General features: G+C 36.4%; 16 protein-coding genes. 6 read left to right on the plus strand and 10 right to left on the minus strand.

The window, feature by feature from the left end; translation table 11 throughout:
• Positions 1-12 precede the first annotated feature (12 nt).
• A complete protein-coding gene (locus ACFJGY_RS16090) occupies positions 13-1371 on the minus strand; it encodes a rhodanese-related sulfurtransferase (protein ID WP_379965975.1) in 1359 nt (452 codons plus the stop codon).
• 323 nt (positions 1372-1694) lie between these two features.
• On the opposite strand from ACFJGY_RS16090, the gene ACFJGY_RS16095 reads away from it, so the two are divergent.
• A complete protein-coding gene (locus ACFJGY_RS16095; RefSeq protein ID WP_379965978.1) occupies positions 1695-3833 on the plus strand; it encodes a S9 family peptidase in 2139 nt (712 codons plus the stop codon).
• 52 nt (positions 3834-3885) lie between these two features.
• On the opposite strand, the gene ACFJGY_RS16100 is transcribed toward ACFJGY_RS16095, so the two are convergent.
• Positions 3886-4182, minus strand: coding sequence for a type II toxin-antitoxin system RelE/ParE family toxin (locus ACFJGY_RS16100; protein WP_379965981.1), 297 nt, complete (start codon positions 4180-4182; stop codon positions 3886-3888).
• Complete coding sequence (locus ACFJGY_RS16105) at positions 4172-4408, minus strand: hypothetical protein (protein ID WP_379965984.1); 237 nt, start codon at positions 4406-4408, stop codon at positions 4172-4174. Before ACFJGY_RS16105 ends, ACFJGY_RS16100 begins: the two co-directional genes overlap by 11 nt.
• Before the next feature lie 90 nt (positions 4409-4498).
• Between ACFJGY_RS16105 and ACFJGY_RS16110 the strand changes: the two genes are divergently transcribed.
• On the plus strand, positions 4499-6172 hold the full coding sequence (locus ACFJGY_RS16110; protein WP_379965987.1) for a peptide MFS transporter: 1674 nt from the start codon (positions 4499-4501) through the stop codon (positions 6170-6172).
• Positions 6173-6286: 114 nt separating this feature from the next.
• Here the strand turns inward: ACFJGY_RS16110 and ACFJGY_RS16115 are convergent, their stop codons facing one another.
• Complete coding sequence (locus ACFJGY_RS16115; RefSeq protein ID WP_379965990.1) at positions 6287-6769, minus strand: GNAT family N-acetyltransferase; 483 nt, start codon at positions 6767-6769, stop codon at positions 6287-6289.
• Between the two features lie 107 nt (positions 6770-6876).
• Between ACFJGY_RS16115 and ACFJGY_RS16120 the strand changes: the two genes are divergently transcribed.
• From ACFJGY_RS16120 to recG, 4 genes are all read left to right on the plus strand, one after another.
• A complete protein-coding gene (locus tag ACFJGY_RS16120; protein ID WP_379965993.1) occupies positions 6877-8595 on the plus strand; it encodes a peptide MFS transporter in 1719 nt (572 codons plus the stop codon).
• Positions 8596-8676: 81 nt separating this feature from the next.
• Positions 8677-10188, plus strand: coding sequence for a peptide MFS transporter (locus ACFJGY_RS16125; RefSeq protein WP_379965996.1), 1512 nt, complete (start codon positions 8677-8679; stop codon positions 10186-10188).
• Between the two features lie 16 nt (positions 10189-10204).
• On the plus strand, positions 10205-10741 hold the full coding sequence (locus ACFJGY_RS16130) for a thioredoxin family protein (protein ID WP_379965999.1): 537 nt from the start codon (positions 10205-10207) through the stop codon (positions 10739-10741).
• 116 nt (positions 10742-10857) lie between these two features.
• Positions 10858-12945, plus strand: coding sequence for an ATP-dependent DNA helicase RecG (gene recG, locus ACFJGY_RS16135; RefSeq protein WP_379966002.1), 2088 nt, complete (start codon positions 10858-10860; stop codon positions 12943-12945).
• Between the two features lie 30 nt (positions 12946-12975).
• Here the strand turns inward: recG and ACFJGY_RS16140 are convergent, their stop codons facing one another.
• From ACFJGY_RS16140 to ACFJGY_RS16165, 6 genes are all read right to left on the minus strand, one after another.
• Positions 12976-13470, minus strand: coding sequence for a GNAT family N-acetyltransferase (locus ACFJGY_RS16140; protein WP_379966005.1), 495 nt, complete (start codon positions 13468-13470; stop codon positions 12976-12978).
• A gap of 4 nt (positions 13471-13474) precedes the next feature.
• On the minus strand, positions 13475-14152 hold the full coding sequence (locus tag ACFJGY_RS16145; protein ID WP_379966008.1) for a DNA repair protein RecO: 678 nt from the start codon (positions 14150-14152) through the stop codon (positions 13475-13477).
• Positions 14153-14191: 39 nt separating this feature from the next.
• Positions 14192-16477 carry a hypothetical protein gene (locus tag ACFJGY_RS16150; RefSeq protein WP_379966011.1) on the minus strand — a complete coding sequence of 762 codons (2286 nt, stop codon included), beginning with the start codon at positions 16475-16477 and terminating at the stop codon, positions 14192-14194.
• A gap of 1 nt (position 16478) precedes the next feature.
• Positions 16479-17429, minus strand: a complete 951-nt coding sequence (locus ACFJGY_RS16155; RefSeq protein ID WP_379966014.1) for a bifunctional metallophosphatase/5'-nucleotidase — start codon at positions 17427-17429, stop codon at positions 16479-16481.
• A complete protein-coding gene (locus ACFJGY_RS16160) occupies positions 17429-18190 on the minus strand; it encodes a 5'-nucleotidase C-terminal domain-containing protein (RefSeq protein WP_379966017.1) in 762 nt (253 codons plus the stop codon). Before ACFJGY_RS16160 ends, ACFJGY_RS16155 begins: the two co-directional genes overlap by 1 nt.
• A gap of 147 nt (positions 18191-18337) precedes the next feature.
• A complete protein-coding gene (locus tag ACFJGY_RS16165) occupies positions 18338-18880 on the minus strand; it encodes a class I SAM-dependent methyltransferase (protein ID WP_379966020.1) in 543 nt (180 codons plus the stop codon).
• Between the last annotated feature and the right edge of the window lie 91 nt (positions 18881-18971).

Consider the following 18971-nt stretch of genomic DNA (forward strand, 5'->3'; position numbering starts at 1 on the left):
TCTATAATTTCTTTAATCCTGTAAAATTCTGTACAATTTATCAGACAAACGCACTCTGAAAGGAAGTTCAAAAGTAATCTGATCTCCTTGTTTTGCTGTTTCAGAAGCATTTCCATTCACGAAAAGCTGAGTAATCGTTAATTCTTGTTCACCAGTTGTCGGTCCAGAAATCAAAACTTTATCGCCGATAGAAAGTTCTGTATTTTCAATTAAAAATTGTGCTATTTTTGATTTGGAATAGTAATGTTCTCCTTTTCCAATCAGGACTTTTTTAACTTTTATTTTCTGACGGATATCTTTAGTTTCTGCTTTTGCCAAAGGTTTTACTGTTAACTCACCTGATTTTTTAAACTTCAAGGCTTCAGACTTTCCTTTCCTGAAAACTTTATTTCCAACCTGAAGTCCTTTTCTCAATGCCAATTGCTCTTCCACAGGTAAATGAATAATTTCCAAACATTCCGAAGAACAAGTATTTTCCATCACAGCTTTACAGTCATCACATTGGATAAACAACAAATGACAGGCATCATTCGCACAATTTGTATGATTATCACAAGGTTTTCCACATTGATGACATTGCGCAATGATATCGTCCGTAATTCTTTCGCCCAATCTGTGGTCAAACACGAAGTTCTTTCCAACAAACTTACTTTCAACACCTTCTTCTTTTACCTGACGCGCATATTCGATAATTCCGCCTTCCAATTGGTAAACATTTTTGAAACCTTGATGTTTAAAATATGCACTCGCCTTCTCACAACGAATTCCGCCAGTACAGTACATCAAAAGATTTTTATCTTCCTTGAAATCCTGCAATTGCTCATTAATAATCGGCAAACTTTCACGGAAATTCTCAACATCCGGCGTAATTGCCCCTTCAAAATGCCCAACTTCACTTTCATAATGATTCCTGAAATCCACCACAATCGTATCCGGATTCGCCAGCAACTCATTGAATTCCTGAGCTTTTAAATGAATTCCTTTGTTAGTCACATCAAAAGTTTCATCATTCAAACCATCCGCTACAATCTTGTTACGAACTTTAATCGTCAACTTCAAAAACGAGTGATTATCGTGCTCTACAGCCACATTCAGACGAATGCCTTTCATAAAATCGTACGCTTCCAACGTTTCACGAAAAGCCTCAAAATTATCCGCAGGAACACTCATCTGAGCATTGATTCCTTCATTCGCCACATAGATACGGCCGAGCGCATCCAAGGCGTTCCAGGCTATAAATAAATCGTCGCGAAATTTCTTTGGGTTTTCAATTTTGGCATACGCATAGAAAGACAATGTAAGGCGTTCCTTACCAGCTTCATCAATAAGTCTGGCTCTTTCTTCTGCGCTTAAGGTGTTGTACAGTTGCATGCTATAAACGTTTTAAGTGAGAAAAATAATGGCACAAAGATAAGAAATTTGGCTGATAGTTTTCGGTTGACAGTTATCAGTATTTGGGCGTGCCCCTCGCCAACATTAAGTCCCCCGCTCGGGTCGGGCTATCCGTTGCAATCTTTTTCCCGCACCAATTCCCAAGCAAAAAAAAGGATTTCCACTACTATCCCTCACGCATTAGCAATTCTCTGTTTCAAGATTACATTCAAAACAATATATCTTTATTATATTTACGTCATTAAAATCTTAAAAATGAAACCATAAGGTTCGTGAATTCCAAAAAGAAAAATAGAAAGATTATGAACAATAAAGTCCTTTTTTCTGTTGTTTTGATGACAACAGTTTTCTCACAAAACATTAATGCACAAGAAATTACACTCGATAAAATCTACTCCGGCTACTATCGCGGAAAAGGAATCGCAGGAATTGCATCCTTAAATGACGGCGAAAACTATGCTACCATCGAGAAAGACGGTATTGCAAAGTACAATTACAAAACGTCTCAAAAGTCAGGAAACATCGTGGATGGAAGTTTTGAAGCGTATATTTTTTCTTCCGATGAATCCAAAATCTTGTTGCAAAAAGAAAGTCAGGATATTTACAGACATTCATTTTTGGGGAAATTTGATGTCAAGGATTTAAAATCGAATAAAGTGACGCCGCTTAATAACGGAAACTGGATTCAGGAACCAAAATTTTCTCCGGACGGAAGCAAAGTCGCTTTCATAGTTGACAATAATTTGTTTTATCAGGATTTGACTTCAGAGAAAATCATTCAAATCACAACGGACGGAAAGAAAAACTCAATTATCAATGGACTTGGCGACTGGGTTTATGAAGAAGAATTTTCTCACGCAGATTATTACCAATGGAACAAAGCAGACGACGCAATCGTTTTCGTAAAATTCGATGAGTCAAAAGTTCCGGAAATCTACATTCCAATCTACGGAAAGTCTCTGTATCCAACCGAAATGCGATATAAATATCCAAAAGCTGGCGAAACCAATTCGACTGTTTCTGCTAATCTTTATCAATTAAATTCAGGGAAGACAACAGCTTTAGACATCGCAGGTTTTGAGAATCATTATATTCCGCAAATCTGGCAAACAAATGAGGCTAACGAAATTGTCATCGCAACCAGCAACAGACATCACAGCAAAGTCGATTTGATTAAAGTGGATACAAAATCCGGAAATCTTACCAAATTATTTTCAGAAACAGACAACGCCTGGATAGAAACCGACAATCTGACTTTGGAATTTTTGGACGACAATTCTTTCCTTTGGGCATCGGAACGTGATGGTTACAGACAACTGTATTGGTACGACAAATCCGGAAAATTGAAAAAACAAGTTGCGAAAGGAAACTGGGAAATCACAGATTATTACGGTTACAACCCAAAAACCAAAGAAGCTTACATCCAAACAACCGAAAAAGGAAGCCTAAACAAAGTTGTTTCCAAATTGAATATCAATTCTGGAAAAACAACGTTAATTTCTTATCCTGAAGGAAACAACTCTGCAAGTTTTAGCAAGACTTTTAATTATTTCATCAACACCAATTCAACAGCGTCTTCTCCAAACAAATATGTATTGAAAGATGCTTCCGGTAAAGAAATTAAAGAATTACAAAACAATAATGAGGCGCTTGCGAAACTTCAGAAAGACAGTTTTGTAACGAAGGAATTCATTACTATTCCAAATTCTGTTGGCGACCAATTGAACGCCTGGATTATCAAGCCAAAAAACTTTGACCCGAACAAAAAATATCCATTATTTATGTTCCAATATTCCGGTCCGGGTTCTCAGCAGGTTTCAAATTCCTGGGACGGAGGAAACGCAATCTGGTTCGAAATGCTGGCTCAAAAAGGTTACGTGGTAGCTTGTGTGGACGGACGCGGAACTGGTTACAAAGGTTCGAAATTCAAAAAAGTGATTTACAAACAACTTGGAAAATACGAAATCGAAGACCAAATCACTGCAGCACAGTGGCTCGGAAATCAATCTTATATTGACAAATCAAGAATCGGAATCTTTGGATGGAGTTTTGGTGGATATATGAGTTCCCTTGCAATGACGAAAGGTGCAGACGTATTCAAATTGGGAATTGCTGTTGCGCCGGTGACAAACTGGAGATATTATGACAGCATTTACACAGAAAAATTCCTACAGACTCCGCAAGAAAATCCGGAAGGTTACGACCAAAATTCGCCAACGACTTTTGCAAAACTATTGAAAGGGAAATTCCTTTTAATCCACGGAACAGCTGATGATAACGTACATTTTCAGAATTCGATGGAATTTTCTGAGGCTTTGATTCAGAACAAAAAGCAATTTGAATTTATGGCTTATCCGGATAAGAATCACGGCATTTTTGGTGGAAATACAAGACCTCAGCTTTATGAGAAAATGACGAATTTTATTTTGGAGAATCTTTAGTTCAAATTAATAAAATATATAAAACCCATTCAAATTGAATGGGTTTTTATTTTCACTCAGACCAATTTTCAGGATTTCTGGAGGTGTGAAAAACAGAATATATTATTACTCTACTCTCGAATTCGTCATAAATATAATGAATAGAATAAGGGAACTTTTTCAAGTAAGCGATTCTAGTATCGTCGTATTTTTTTTCACAGGCATTTGGGTTTTTCGAAATATAATTGACTTTTTCTTTAAACTCTTTTAAAAACATTAAAGACAATTTCCTGTCAATTTTATTATACCAAGTAATTATTTCAAGCAAATCAAAATCGACAGATTTCAGGACGATTTTTTTAGCTTTCATTCAAATGTTCTTTTTCAAAATCATTCATAAAACTATCAAAATCTACCAATGATTCGGGATGGATTTTCGCAAACTCTATTCTCTTTCTAACTTCTTTTTTTTGCCATTCAGGAATCTCGGGATTGGCTACTTCTCGTAATAAATTCAAATATTCATTAACAACACCATATAAAGATGATGGCAAAGATTTTAAATTATTCTGCAAGTCTTTTATTGTAATTTCCATTTCCTGAATATTTAAGTCTATCAAAGTTAATTAAAATTTTTGAAGTTATTTTTAAAATCCTATTTTTACGATTCAAGAAAATAAAAAGTTATGAAAAAACATCCCAAAGGTCTGCCCTTCCTCTTTTTCACAGAAATGTGGGAACGTTTTGGTTATTATTTGATTTTGGGAATTTTTGTCCTTTATGTCATAGAACCGAATGGTGACAAAGGCGGATTGGGATTGCCAGATAAAATGGCGGATGATGTTTTCGGGACTTATATTGCACTGACATACCTCACACCATTTCTTGGTGGTTTTCTTGCAGAACGTGTTTTTGGTTATATTAAGTCCATTTATCTCGGCGGAATATTAATGGCCGCTGGATATATTGGATTGGGACTTTTCAAAGAACTGCCATTATTCTACGGTTCATTGGGATTAATTATCATCGGAAATGGCTTTTTCAAACCGACGATTTCTACGATTCTTGGAAATCTCTACTCTGAGGAACCTTACAAAAAGAACAAAGATACAGGCTACAATATTTTCTATATGGGAATCAATATTGGGGCATTTATCTGCAATATTATTGCGGCCTATATGAGAAACCGTTTTGGCTGGGGAGAGGCATTCATTGCAGCTGGCGTTGGGATGCTAATTGGGTTGGTGATTTTTAGTTTTGGACTCAAACACATTCGTCACGCCTGCGAAATGAAAGCGGCGAAAGAAGGTGACAGCAAGATTTCCGACGTTTTATTAAAAGTATTTCTACCAGCACTAGTTGTTGGTGCAATTGGTTGGGTAATTCCAGGAAATATCTTTGGAAGTGATAGCACAGATGCATTTATTTTCGCTTGTGTTCCAGTGATTTATTTTTACGTTTCGCTTTATTTCAAAGCGCATCAGGACGAGAAAAGATCTATTGGGGCATTGGTGATGATATTTTTGGTTTGTATGTTTTTCTGGGCGATTTTCAAACAGAACGGAACGGCGCTCACTCGCTGGGCAAACTATTATACGGACCGAAGTATTCCTGAAAAATTAGTTGAACCGATGCGTGGCATTTATATGCTCGATGGAAAAGACGGAACGACCGGAAAATCCTTTGAAGACAAAGAAGTTGCGGTTTATGATGACCAATTCCGTTCTCAGAAAAATGAAGCTGGCGAGACTATTAAAGTTTCCGGAAAAGATGTTTATTTTAAAAACATCAATCCAGAAGAACGCACTCAGTTAGCTACGAATCCAAAGCAGGAAGTTTACTTATTTAATACTGAATTATTTCAATCTGTGAATCCTTTTTGGGTAATTGTACTGACACCAGTGATTGTCGGATTCTGGGCATTATTCCGAAAGCGCGGAAAAGAACCGACGACGCCTACAAAAATTATGATTGGACTTTTTATCACGGCTTTATCCTGTCTTGTAATGGTAGGCGCTGTGTTTGCCGGAAATAACGGCGCTGTGAAGGTTTCGCCACTTTGGTTGGTTGCCAGTTATGGCGTTGTGACGATTGGGGAACTTTGCCTTTCACCAATGGGATTATCAGTGGTTTCAAAGTTATCTCCAGCAAGATTGACAGCCCTGATGATGGGTGGATTTTTTCTGGCAAATTCTGTTGGAAACAAGCTTTCGGGGATTCTTGCCAGCACATGGTATAGTTATGAAAATAAAGAATATTACTTTCTTGTGAATTTTGCTCTTCTGATTTTTGCTTTTGTTCTCGGACTTTTTATGCTGAAGTTTTTGAATAAAGTGATGAAGGAAAAAGGTGTAGATTAGTATTTGAACATCGAATTAGTGCAGCCCGGCCTGAGTGGAGCTCTTTTTCTTTTTTTTCGAAAAAGAAAAAAGCGGGAACGGAGGACGGAAATAGCTGCCCAAATTATTATTAACCTAAATTTTCTGAAAAGCCAATCTCGGTGTTCCATCAGCAACATAGATAATGCCGCATTTTTGGTAACCGAGTTTTTCCAGAACTTTCTGCATCGGAATATTGGTTTCGTGCGTATCGATTCTGATATTTGGGAATTGGGAAAAACACCATTCGAAACAGAATTTTGCGACGCCTTTTGCTTTTCCATTGGATGCCAATCTGTGGATGACGCCGTATTTTTCGTCATTCAGCCAAGTTCCGTTTTCAATTACTAAATAATTTGGGTCGTCGCCAATAATGAAATCGAAAGTCGCAACGATGTAATCATTTTCAGAAATCAAAAAATTAAATCCATTTTTTATACTTTCTAACATCAATTCCTTCGAAGGATAACCATTGGTCCATTGGATATGGTTTCCGCTTTCCCGCATCAGCTGTCTGGCTGTATCAATGCAGTTCATTATTTGGTTGATATCTTCGGGATTTGATTTTCTGATTTCCATAATTTAAAATAATCGAATGTAATTGTGTTAATCGTCTGCAATTTAGCTTTCCCGTTTATGAAAAAAAACTATATTTGTTACCTTTAAGAAAATTTAACAATTAAAAAATGGATACAGCAGTACAAGCTAAACAAAAGCACCCGAAAGGTCTTTGGGTTTTATTCGGCACCGAAATGTGGGAGCGTTTTAATTTTTACGGAATGAGGGCATTATTGACGCTCTTTATGGTAAATTCTCTCCTTATTAAAGAAGCCGATGCGGCAATTATTTATGGTGGCTTTTTAGCTTTGTGTTATTTGACACCGCTTTTGGGTGGTTTCATCGCTGATAAATACATCGGGAACAGAAATGCAATTTTGGTAGGTGGAAGTTTGATGGCGATTGGACAATTGCTTTTGTTCTTCAGTGCATCTACATTTTCTACAAATCTTGGCGGTGCAAAAGGATTGATGTGGTTGGCATTATTCATCATCATCTTCGGAAACGGATTCTTTAAACCGAACATTTCCTCAATGGTGGGAAGTCTTTACCCAAAACAAGAGAAATCTAAACTGGATTCTGCTTTTACGATTTTCTATATGGGAATCAACATCGGAGCGTTCCTGGGTCAGTTCATTTGTCCATATTTAGGCGATGTGAAAGATGCTGGAGGTGTGAGAGATATTTTCGCTTTCAAATGGGGATTCTTAGCGGCTTCTATCGCAATGTTGGTAGGAACAGTGACTTTCTTCATCCTTAAAAACAAATACGTTGTAACACCAGAAGGAAGACCAATTGGTGGATTACCAAAACACAATACCAGCGAAGATTTCGAAGAAGGCGAAACACAAACAGCAAAATTCTCTGGTCAGAATATGGGAATTGCAGCGTTGTTATTCGTAGCGCTTTTCTTTGTTTTCAGATATATTTTGGTAAGCGAATTTGGTTTCAGTTCTGTCGGAATGGGACAATTGATTAAAGGAATCATTTATCCTTTTATCTACGCAGCTGGGATTTCATTAGCATTTTTGATTATGAGCTCTGCTGAGAATAAGGTTGAAAGACAAAGAATCTGGGTAATTTATATCGTTTCATTCTTTATCATTTTCTTCTGGGCGGCTTTTGAACAGGCTGGTTCATCATTGACTTTCATTGCTGATAATCAAACAGACAGAAATATTTTCGGATGGAATATGCCGCCATCTATGGTGCAGATCTTCAACGGATTATTCGTTGTGGTATTAGCTTTACCCTTCAGCTTGCTTTGGGATAAATTGAGAGCCCAAGGAAAAGAACCTGTTTCTCCATTGAAACAGGCAATAGGTTTAGCTTTGATTGCTTTGAGTTATTTTATTATTGCTTACAATGTAAAAGATCTTGGAAACACAGGATTGTTGGCAATCAAATGGCTGATGTTATTATATCTGATCCAAACAATGGGAGAGCTTTGTTTATCACCAATTGGATTATCTTTGGTTGGTAAATTAGCACCGAAAAGATTTGCTTCTTTGCTTTATGGTGTATTTTTTATTTCTAATGCTGCGGGTTATGCATTGGCTGGTTCATTAGGAGCCATTATTCCTGCAACTGGAGATAAATTTGTAAAGGCTGAAAAGCTTGGCATTAATCTTCAAGACGTTTTGGACAAAAAAATAACGCTTACAACAGAGCAAGTGGCTTTGTTTGAAAAAGAGCAATTGCCAACTGCCAATACAACTTTCGCCGGCGTTGAGATCCATAACTTATTTGAGTTCTTTATGGTGTTCGTAGTACTTTGCGGAATTGCAGCAATTATTTTGGCAATTCTATCTCCGAGATTAAAGAAAATGATGCACGGATTAAGCTAGAATCAGATAAAACTTAATAACAAAAAACCACCGAATATTCGGTGGTTTTTTGTTAAATTCGTATGGCATAAAAATCATAAAATGAATCTTACCCTCGAGGAAATACAAAATTTTAAAGGAAAATATCCGAAACAGATCTGGTCACTTTTTTTCTCAGAAATGTGGGAACGCTTCTGTTTCTACGGAATGCGCGGAATGCTCGTTTTCTTTATGATTTCACAACTGAAATTCGGGGATGAGCAGGCTAATTTACAATATGGTGCGACTCAGGCATTTGTTTACGCTTTCACTTTTGTAGGTGGATTGTTTGCTGATAAAATTCTAGGATTCAGGAAATCTCTTTTATGGGGCGGTATTTTGATGATCATCGGAAGTATGATTTTAGCTACCGATCCTCATAAATTCTTCTTTTTGGGAATCGCATTCACAGTGGTAGGAACCGGGTTTTTCAAACCAAATATTTCGACAATGGTCGGAAAACTATACAAACCAAACGACACAAGAACAGATGCCGGTTTTTCACTGTTCTATGCAGGAATCAATCTGGGAGCACTTTTGGGCGGGTATCTCTGTATCGCTATCGGAAAAGGCGAAATGATGTCAAGATTAATTCCGGAAAGTAAAAGATGGAATGTCGCGTTCGGATTGGCAGCGATTGTGATGGTTATTAGTTTGGTTAATTTTATTTTTACTCAAAGACAATTAGGACCAATTGGTCTTCAGCCTCAAAAATTAAACTCTGACGGAACTTTTTCTCCTTTAGCAAAATGGAATGAATACAGCGTTTATATTTTATCTTTAGTTTTTGTCCCATTGATTATGATAATGGTTTCTGTTCCGCAATACACAGATTATTTTATGTGGATCGTAGGACCAATAACAATGCTTTATCTGTTTTACGAAATGACAAAGGTAAATGCCGTGGAAAGAAACAAACTTTGGGCAGCATTAGTTTTCATTATTTTTTCAATTATTTTCTGGGGAATCTACGAGCAAAGCGGTGGCTCATTAAGCATATTCGCTGCGAATAATCTTAATAAAGATCTTTTAGGCCTGGATCCAAATGGGGTTAATAATTCCGGAGGCGCTTTTTTTATTCTATTAATTGCTGTTCCAATCGGATTGGTCTGGATCTGGCTAAATAAAATGAAACTGGAACCAAATACAATTATCAAATTCGGATTAGGATTTATTTTCTTAGGATTGGGTTATTATGTGATTTTTGCAACAAAGTTTTTTGCTAATCTGCAGGGAATTACTTCTCTTAATATTTTCACGCTTGCACTTTTCGTTATTACTCTGGGAGAAATGTGTCTGTCGCCAATCGGTTTATCGATAATGACAAAACTGTCCACAGAAAAATTGCAGGGGATGATGATGGGAATGTGGTTCCTTGCCTCTGCCTACGGGCAATATGTTGCAGGACAGATCGGAGCAGGATTGGCAGAAGTAAAACCCGGCGCTACAAATTACGATGCACTCATCACTTATACCGATGGATATAAACAATTGGGATTGTACGCTCTAATTGCCGGAATCATATTAATTTTGATCTCTCCATTTGTTAAAAAACTAATGCACGGCGTAAAATAAAACACACAAAACACAAATGAAAAAATTATTAATCCTCCTAATTCTCTTTCTGATTCCAATTTCCGGATTCTCGCAAGTGCATTGGATGACCCTTGCACAGGCGATAGAAGCACAAAAGAAAGAACCGAAAAAAATCCTGATCGATTTCTATGCAGACTGGTGTGCACCGTGTAAAGAAATGGAGAAAAAAACTTACAATCACCCGGAAATTGCCAAGATCATCAACGATAGTTTCTATGCTGTTAAATTCGAAAGTGATGGAAATGAGTCGATAAAATTTATGGGCCACACCTTTACAAACCCCGATTTTAAAAGCAAGAAAACTAAAAACAGCCTTCATCAGTTTACGAGATATATGAATATCAATATGATACCGACGATGGTTTTTCTGGATGAAAATACAGATCCAATCACGAGTCTATCCGGATTTCTAAAAGCCAAAGAAGTAGAACCTTACTTCACGATGATCGCTTCTAACGAGTACAAAAATATCAAATCCCGCCAGGAATGGGAAGGTTATCAGAAGAAATTCCGGTCAAGGATTAAGGAGTGATTTTTTAGAAGTGAGAGATTAGAATTTAGATATTAGACTAAAATCATTCAGTTAAGTATTTCTCCTTAAAAAATTCATAAAATTTCCCGAAATTCGTCGGAACAAATTTTTCTTTCTTGACATTAGAAACCTCCATAGAATTTCTCAAAGGCATCGGAACCGAACGCGCAAAACTCATCAGAAACGTGTTGGGAATATCGACTGTGGAAGATTTGCTGACATTTTATCCAATCCGGTATATTGATAAAAGTAAAATTCATAAAATTGGCGGTCTTAGTAAAGATTCTGACACTGATATCCAACTAAAAGGAAAGATTACGGACATCCAGGAAGTGGTTTATGAAAAAGGGAAACGATTGTCTGCAAAGTTCCGAGATGAAACGGGATCTATGGATCTAGTCTGGTTTCGATATTCAAAATGGATGCAGGATGCGATTCCACTGAATCAGGAAATTTTTATCTTCGGGAAAGTAAATTTCTTTAATGGAAACTTCTCAATGCCTCATCCGGAAATTGAGGTTGACGAAAAAAAAGCTTTATCCGGAACTCTCTTGCCCATCTATCCAGGAAGCGAAAAACTGACAAAACGAGGAATTACGAATAAACTATTTCAGACCGTTATTTTTAATCTTCTGAAAGATTTACCTCAATTAATTCAGGAAAATCTGCCCGATTATCTATTGAAATCGATGAAATTAATTGGACGGCTTAATTCCCATTACTATATTCATTTTCCTAAAGATTTAAAACAATTTGATTCCGCCAACAGAAGATTGAAATTTGAAGAAGCTTTCTTTTTTCAGCTTGGCTATGGATTGAAAAAACTACATCAGAAAACAAAATCCTTCGGAAATCCGTTTCCAATCGTTGGTGAATATTTCACGCGTTTTTATGAAAATAATCTTCCGTTTGAACTAACGAATGCTCAAAAACGGGTTCTGAAAGAAATCAGAATCGATATGAAACGTTCAACCCAAATGAACCGACTGCTTCAGGGCGATGTGGGTTCGGGGAAAACGATGGTTGCACTTTTGACAATGCTGATCGCAATGGACAATGGTTTCCAATCCTGTCTGATGGCGCCGACGGAAATATTGGCGCAACAGCATTTTAATTCGATCAAAGAATTACTTCAAAATACGAACATCAACGTCAGACTTTTGACAGGTTCTTCCAAAACGGCGGAAAGAAAAATAATCCACGACGAATTGGAAAACGGGCAACTTTCTATCTTGATTGGAACGCACGCATTGCTGGAAGATAAAGTGAAATTCCAGAATCTTGGTTTGGCTATTATTGATGAGCAACATAGATTTGGTGTGGCGCAACGGGCAAAACTTTGGGCAAAGAATAACATCCCGCCGCATATCCTGGTAATGACTGCAACACCGATTCCACGGACTTTGGCAATGAGTTTTTATTCTGACTTAGATGTTTCCGTGATTGATGAAATGCCGATTGGAAGAAAACCCATCATTACCGCTCACAGAAGGGAAAAAGACCGACTTTCGGTTTATACTTTTTGCAGAGATGAGATTGAAAAAGGTCGGCAGATCTATTTCGTTTATCCGCTCATCGAAGAATCTGAAACTTTGGATTATAAAAACCTGATGGAAGGTTTGGAACACGTGGTGAACTTCTTCAAAAGTTACAATGTTACGATGGTTCACGGCAGGATGAAACCAGCGGAAAAGGATATCAATATGCAGTATTTTGCCTCAGGACAAGCACAAATTATGGTGGCTACAACTGTGATAGAAGTTGGCGTCAATGTTCCAAACGCCTCTGTGATGGTGATTGAAAGCTCGGAGAGATTTGGGTTGTCACAGCTCCATCAATTGCGGGGACGTGTTGGACGTGGTGCTGAACAAAGTTATTGTATCCTGATGACAGGTGATAAACTGAGCAAGGAAAGCCGAACGAGAATTAAGACAATGGTCACAACAAACGATGGTTTCAAAATCTCGGAAGTGGATATGGAATTGCGCGGACCGGGCGATATTCTCGGGACTCAGCAAAGTGGTGTTGTAGACTTTAAAAAACTGAGTCTCATTGAGGATTCTGCCATTATCAAAGCTTCAAAACTGACTGTTGAAAAGATACTGGAACAGGATGCTCTTCTCACACATCCCGAAAATCAAATGATGAAGCAATATTACATCAAACAATATAAAGGGAAGAATAAGTGGGCGAAGATCAGTTGAGGAGTTGGAGAGTCTGAGAGTTGGGGAGTTTTAGTATGATATAATGTACTCCATCAGATAATCGTCCATCACATAACCGTTTCCTATGTCAAAAACAGCTTCATCATAAACTTTGAAACCTTGTGATTCGTAGAAATTTTGAGCAATGTTATTTTTATTAACGGTCAAGGTTATCCTTCTATCACCTGATTTTCCAACTTCGTTTTTTAAAAATTCCAAAGCTTTTTTTCCAAGTCCTTTTCCCTGTGCTTCTTTCAGGAAATAAATCCTATGAAGTTTTGTCGTTTCTGGCTCATTATGAAATTCGAAACCGATGAATCCTAGAAAAACCTCATCTTCATTGATAAGATAATAGTGATAATTTGGATTCTTGAAATGAGTTTTCAAAGTATCATCAGAATACATCAGATCCAGCATATAAGCGATTTGCTCTTGTTCCAAAATATTGCCATAAGCCGATTGCCAGGACTTTTTTGCCAAATCTTGAATCGTAGAAATATCTTTTTCTGTTGCTTTGATAATCATAATTTTAAAAAATTTCTTTGATAATCTCCAAAGATCTTGGTTCCCGGAAATCTGTAAAATGGTAATGGAAATAGACTAAAATAGAATCAAGGAAATTCTGTTTTTCGGATCTGCTGAGTTTTATGCTGTACGGGTCCTGCGATGTAATAAGATCTTTCCAAATATCAGAAATCGTTTTGTCAAAAAAATGGTGCATTTCTATATCTTCAAAATTTCCGGTTTCGGGATTAAGAAAAGTTTTGTCTGAAAATAACGGCTGCAAACCCTGCTGCTTCAGAAGCCTGAAAATAAAGATCAAATGTGACTGAAAATTTTCCATTTGCAATTGACTGAGGAAAATAGAAATCTCGGAATACATATCGGCGTTTTGATTTTCGTTCCTCAAAACCTGATTCAAAAGATCGGAAATAAAAAACAAAATTGAATTTTTCCGGATATCAGAACTAAAAAAATCTATATTTTTCTGTTCTATTTTCAGCACATTCTGGATACTTTTTTTCTTGTCGGATGTGTAAAGTAATAATTCGTTCAAAGGAAAAAGAAAGGCTTTTTTTTTATTTTTTGCGGCGTAGATTCCTTTTGCGAAGAAACTTTCGAAGCCGTTTTCCCTACAAAAACAATGGAGAACAGCATCGTGATCTCCATATTTTGTATAAGACAGTAAAAAAACTTCCTGTGTCATTAAAAATTAGACTTTAGAAATTAGATCAAATATTATTTTCTAATTTACAACCGCAATCTTAGCAGTTGCAGTATCTGTTCCGTCTTCGTTGGTCATCAAAACATAATAGATTCCGGATGCAACTCTCGACCCTCTTTGATTGGCAAGGTTCCATTCGAAATAACCGCCATTAGCAACCGCAGAATGGACGAGGTTCCCGGCAGCATCTGTGATCCGGATATTCGTTTTTGCGGCCAAACCTCGGATTCTTACATTGCCTTTATATTGCGCATAGACTACAGGATTCGGATATACCAGAACATCTCCGAAGTTAGACGTAACCTCTGCAACATCACCCTGATAAACCATTACGCCATCCAAAGTTGCAAAATATACCTTGCCAGTTTTGTTGTCGATTTTGATATCTGTGGCACTGTCATTAGGTAAAGGCGAGTTGGATTTTGTGAAATGATAGATTGTTTTATCACCATTGGAACTGATATAGAAAACACCACCTCCATCAACAGATATCCATTTTTGATTTCCTGAATCCGGTGTGATTTGAAGAATATTTGCATCTCTGAATAATTCTTCCGCCAAACCATTTTCTTCTATAATGATTGCATCAGTCTGTGGATTGTCTTCCAAGATAGCTGATTTTGTATTCGACAGAATTCTAAGACCTTCTCTTGTCCCTATCCAAGTATCATCATTATTATCTACTGCTACAGATAATGTCCCATTTATCTGTAAATTATTTGTCGTTTTTAAAACCTTGAATTTATCATCTGATGTAGATACTGCGGTATTATTATAATCATAAATTAATAATCCGCCATCACTTGAGAACGGCGCAGCAAAATACAAGATACCATCTTTTACAACAGGCTTTTGGATACCTCCTATATTAAAAGTTGTAAAAGGATTGGCACCAAAAGCATCACTTGTTTTATTGAATAAATAAAAACTGGAACTGACACAGCCTCCGCTTGCAGAAGGCACTGTACATTGGACACTACAAAATAGATTATTCTGATCATCAAACGCTAATCCGACAGGTCTGTAATAATCTATGCTTGCATTATTAAAATTATATTTTTTTACAAATTCATTATTACTCATTTTATAAACACCTTTGTCTGACGCAACAGAATTCGCAGCAATAAAATTTGTAAAATAGACCTCTGTAGGATTAGAAGGATTTGGAACGACATCTAAAATATTAAAAGGTGTCGAATTATTAATGAAAAATTGCGGATAGTTCCATTTGCTACCATCATAGTGATAATAGCCTATTTTATTTTCATTAGGATTTGTTGGATTTGGAACAGGATCTACATCTCTGTTTCCTGATGCAACCCATATCTGATTATTCAGTAATGATAACTTATAGGATCTGTTATTATATGGACCATCGGGTTTGAAGATACTTTTTTGTTCATTAAACATCCCTGAATATTTGGTTCCTGTAAATATTTGATTATTATAAACATAAGACGTATTTATGAGCTCTCCTGCATTGAAATTTTTTTGTTCTACACCATTTGTATTGTAAACATATACTTGCTTTTCATCCGTTACAATAATTTGGTTATCCGTCACACGCAGATCCTGAATAAATGTAAAAGCTCTTGAAAGAGCAGCAAATCCTCCTCCTGAGGTAAAATAAATCACCTGCCCGTTATTTGCAAATGCAACAAAGTTTTTAGCAGATACTTTCTTAAAATTTCCGTTGATGGCTGTCCAGTTATTATATATTGCAAAGGTGGAATTAAGCTCGTGATACTTCAAACCCGTATCTGTAGCCGCATAGACTATATTGTCTTTAATAACTGCAGAGTTAGCAGCTTCATAACCTCCTGATCCATCACTTTTTTTAAAAAATGCCGTATCTCCGAACTCTCTTCTGGAAATACTAAAAATGGAAACACCATAACCTGCGGAAATAACGGCTCTATCTCCGTTAATAGATATATTGATAATCTTCTTACTACCATTATATCCTGTTGCTAATGGAATATCTACAACCAAAAAAATTCCGTTTGGTGTGATAACATCCATAGATCCATTCTGATAACCAACTATTCCTGTTTGGGTAGCAGCATTGTAATCGAATGCCGAAATTTTCACTTCATGAAGACCGTTTGCTTTTGATAGTTTTTTTATTTCGCCAGTTGATGGATAATAATAAAAAATGCCATTTTCTGTTGCGGCAATCAATCTATCACCGTCTTCCCGGATAGCCAAAACATTATTATAAGAGAACAAGTCGGTCCATTTGCTGGTCGTCTGTGCGTATGAAATGAGCGTTATACAAAACGATATAATTAATAAAATTTTCTTCATTCTAAACGATTATGTTTTCATCTATTAACTGATTATTCCAAGAAATATTTTTTACATTCTTATTTTTATCAAAATAAAAATCCAATCTTCCTAATAAAATCCCTGCCCATCCTACTTGATTCACAATCACCGGTTTATTTTCCTTATTCTGAAAACTCAACGGTTCCGGAAGAAAAGTATGGGTGTGCCCTCCCAGAATCAAATCTATTCCGGAAGTTTTAGCGGCAAGATGCTTATCCGAAATTTTCTCCGGCTGATCTTTATACTCAAATCCAATGTGAGAAAGACAGATTACAAGATCACATTTTTTATCTTTCCTCAGAAAATCTGCATAATGCTGAGCTATTTCTATCGGATTCTGATAAATTGTTTCTGCATAGTTCTTTTTCCCAACCAGTCCGTTCAGTTCTATTCCGACAGCAAAAATCCCGACTTTGATTCCGTTTTTATTAAAAATTTTGTAAGCCTCTGTTTTTCCGTCTAAAATAGTGTTTTTAAAGTCATAATTGGAACAGATGAAAGGAAACTTTGCATTTGGCAAAACCTTTAGAAAACCTTCTAATCCGTTATCAAAATCGTGGTTTCCCATTGTGGATGCATCATACTGCATCATACTCATTAGTTTAAATTCCAATTCTCCTCCAAAAAAATTAAAATATGGTGTTCCCTGGAAAATATCTCCCGAATCAAGCAAAAGAAGATTTCTCTCTTCGCTTCTTATTTTTTGGATCAATGATGCTCTTCTTGCAAAACCGCCTTGGTTTGGATTTTTCGTATAAGAAGCGTCGAAAGGTTCTATCCTGCTGTGTTGGTCGTTGGTATGCAGGATTGTTAATTTATGAGTCGATTCTTTCTTCAGAATATCAAATTGTTCTGCCAGCAAAAGATTGGGAGCCAATGTCAAAGCAAGACTTCCGCCGCCAATATATTTTAGAAATTCTTTTCTTTGCATTATTCTTCGACTTTTTTGTCTTTAAAAATTAATCTTACATCATCAGGAGTTGAGACTTCTGGGTTTTGTCTGAATTTTTCCAGGATTAGATCACGCATTTTGATTCCTGTTGAGATCATCTCGCCTTTTCCGAAGAAAAACATATTATCGCCGCCTAATGCTAGATAACTTGAGGTTGCGATGTAATACGTTCTATTATAATCTATAGTTTTACCGTTGATCAGTTTTTTTGAGAGACTTCCGTTTTCAGTTTCAATAATGAGATGTGAAACAGGATTATTTTCCTGAGTTTTCAAATAATAATCGAACAAACCTTCTACATCTTTCCCATTAATTTTAACGATAATAATCTCATTTTCAAAAGGCATTACTTCGTAGATCTGTTTTGTAAGAATATCACCTTTCGGGATGATGTTTCTAATACCGCCAATATTAATAACTGCAGCATCTACTGGTGGAAGATTGTTTTTTCTGGCCCATTCATCTGCACCTTCAAAAGTGTAATCTGCAAGAAGATTTCCGAGATTACTGTTGTCTCCTGATTTGTTGAGTTCGGTATTGGTATGGGAAACCTTGGTATTCATTTTACCTTCAAGTTCATTTTTATAAGGCCGGATCACTGCATCAAATGCCTTATCTTCTTTTATATCACTGGTAATATAAATATTCTTTTCTGTTTGGATGTTCGCAACAGTAAGCGGCGTTTTACAGCTGATAAGCAGCAGCACGATGATTCCGAATCCAAAAATTTTATTTTTCATTTGTTTTTTTATTTTTCAATCCTCAGATGGAACGCGACAATGACTATTAATTTTCAACGTTTCACCGAAAGAAAAATCCAGATACAAATCTAATGATTTTAAGGCTTCAAAACTAACTAATTAACTATCAGTCAAATCAATAAATCATTAATTTTTACTTATAAGCAAAACCCTTTCATTTTTGTTGAGTCCATAGTAATTATCTTCATCAAACCTATTAACACTTACTTCAAAACCTGCTTCTAACAAACGTTTTTCCAAACCGCTTACAGAATAGATTCTTACGTGATCCTTTTGCCCGAAGTGTTCCAATCTTTGTTCTTCTGTTTTAAAATCGGGATTCTCAAAAATATCTCCCTCTTTGAAAGGCGTTTGTACAAAAGCTTTTCCTCCTTTTTTCAAAACTCTGTATAGCTCGCTAATGGCTTTCTTATCCTGCTCGATATGTTCTAAAATATGATAGCAGAATATGCTGTCAAAATAATTGTCTTCAACAGGGATTTCAGTAATATCATAATGATATTCTGCTATAAAATCATCGGATAAATCAGTTGGAAAGTATTGAATTTTCTTTGTTTGCTTTATTTTTCTGTACAACGATCTGGACGGGGAAAAATCTAACAATCTTATATCTGTATTTCCCAAAAACTCTTTTTTAAACTGCTGGAAAAGTCTTCTGTCTCTTGGCATGCTTCCACAGTTCGGACATAGCTTTTCGCCCCTTTGATTTAATAAAAACTTTCTGAACTTTTTATCACATATCGTACATTCATGGCTATCA

It is taken from the genome of Epilithonimonas sp. UC225_85 (assembly GCF_042695135.1).
Classification (GTDB): domain Bacteria; phylum Bacteroidota; class Bacteroidia; order Flavobacteriales; family Weeksellaceae; genus Epilithonimonas.

Bases quoted from the DNA above. Each gene is read 5' to 3' on its own strand.
- ACFJGY_RS16090 (WP_379965975.1), bottom strand. From the start codon at position 1,371: ATGCAACTGTACAACACCTTAAGCGCAGAAGAAAGAGCCAGACTTATT.
- ACFJGY_RS16095 (WP_379965978.1), top strand. From the start codon at position 1,695: ATGAACAATAAAGTCCTTTTTTCTGTTGTTTTGATGACAACAGTTTTC.
- ACFJGY_RS16100 (WP_379965981.1), bottom strand. From the start codon at position 4,182: ATGAAAGCTAAAAAAATCGTCCTGAAATCTGTCGATTTTGATTTGCTT.
- ACFJGY_RS16105 (WP_379965984.1), bottom strand. From the start codon at position 4,408: ATGGAAATTACAATAAAAGACTTGCAGAATAATTTAAAATCTTTGCCA.
- ACFJGY_RS16110 (WP_379965987.1), top strand. From the start codon at position 4,499: ATGAAAAAACATCCCAAAGGTCTGCCCTTCCTCTTTTTCACAGAAATG.
- ACFJGY_RS16115 (WP_379965990.1), bottom strand. From the start codon at position 6,769: ATGGAAATCAGAAAATCAAATCCCGAAGATATCAACCAAATAATGAAC.
- ACFJGY_RS16120 (WP_379965993.1), top strand. From the start codon at position 6,877: ATGGATACAGCAGTACAAGCTAAACAAAAGCACCCGAAAGGTCTTTGG.
- ACFJGY_RS16125 (WP_379965996.1), top strand. From the start codon at position 8,677: ATGAATCTTACCCTCGAGGAAATACAAAATTTTAAAGGAAAATATCCG.
- ACFJGY_RS16130 (WP_379965999.1), top strand. From the start codon at position 10,205: ATGAAAAAATTATTAATCCTCCTAATTCTCTTTCTGATTCCAATTTCC.
- ACFJGY_RS16140 (WP_379966005.1), bottom strand. From the start codon at position 13,470: ATGATTATCAAAGCAACAGAAAAAGATATTTCTACGATTCAAGATTTG.
- ACFJGY_RS16145 (WP_379966008.1), bottom strand. From the start codon at position 14,152: ATGACACAGGAAGTTTTTTTACTGTCTTATACAAAATATGGAGATCAC.
- ACFJGY_RS16150 (WP_379966011.1), bottom strand. From the start codon at position 16,477: ATGAAGAAAATTTTATTAATTATATCGTTTTGTATAACGCTCATTTCA.
- ACFJGY_RS16155 (WP_379966014.1), bottom strand. From the start codon at position 17,429: ATGCAAAGAAAAGAATTTCTAAAATATATTGGCGGCGGAAGTCTTGCT.
- ACFJGY_RS16160 (WP_379966017.1), bottom strand. From the start codon at position 18,190: ATGAAAAATAAAATTTTTGGATTCGGAATCATCGTGCTGCTGCTTATC.
- ACFJGY_RS16165 (WP_379966020.1), bottom strand. From the start codon at position 18,880: ATGCCAAGAGACAGAAGACTTTTCCAGCAGTTTAAAAAAGAGTTTTTG.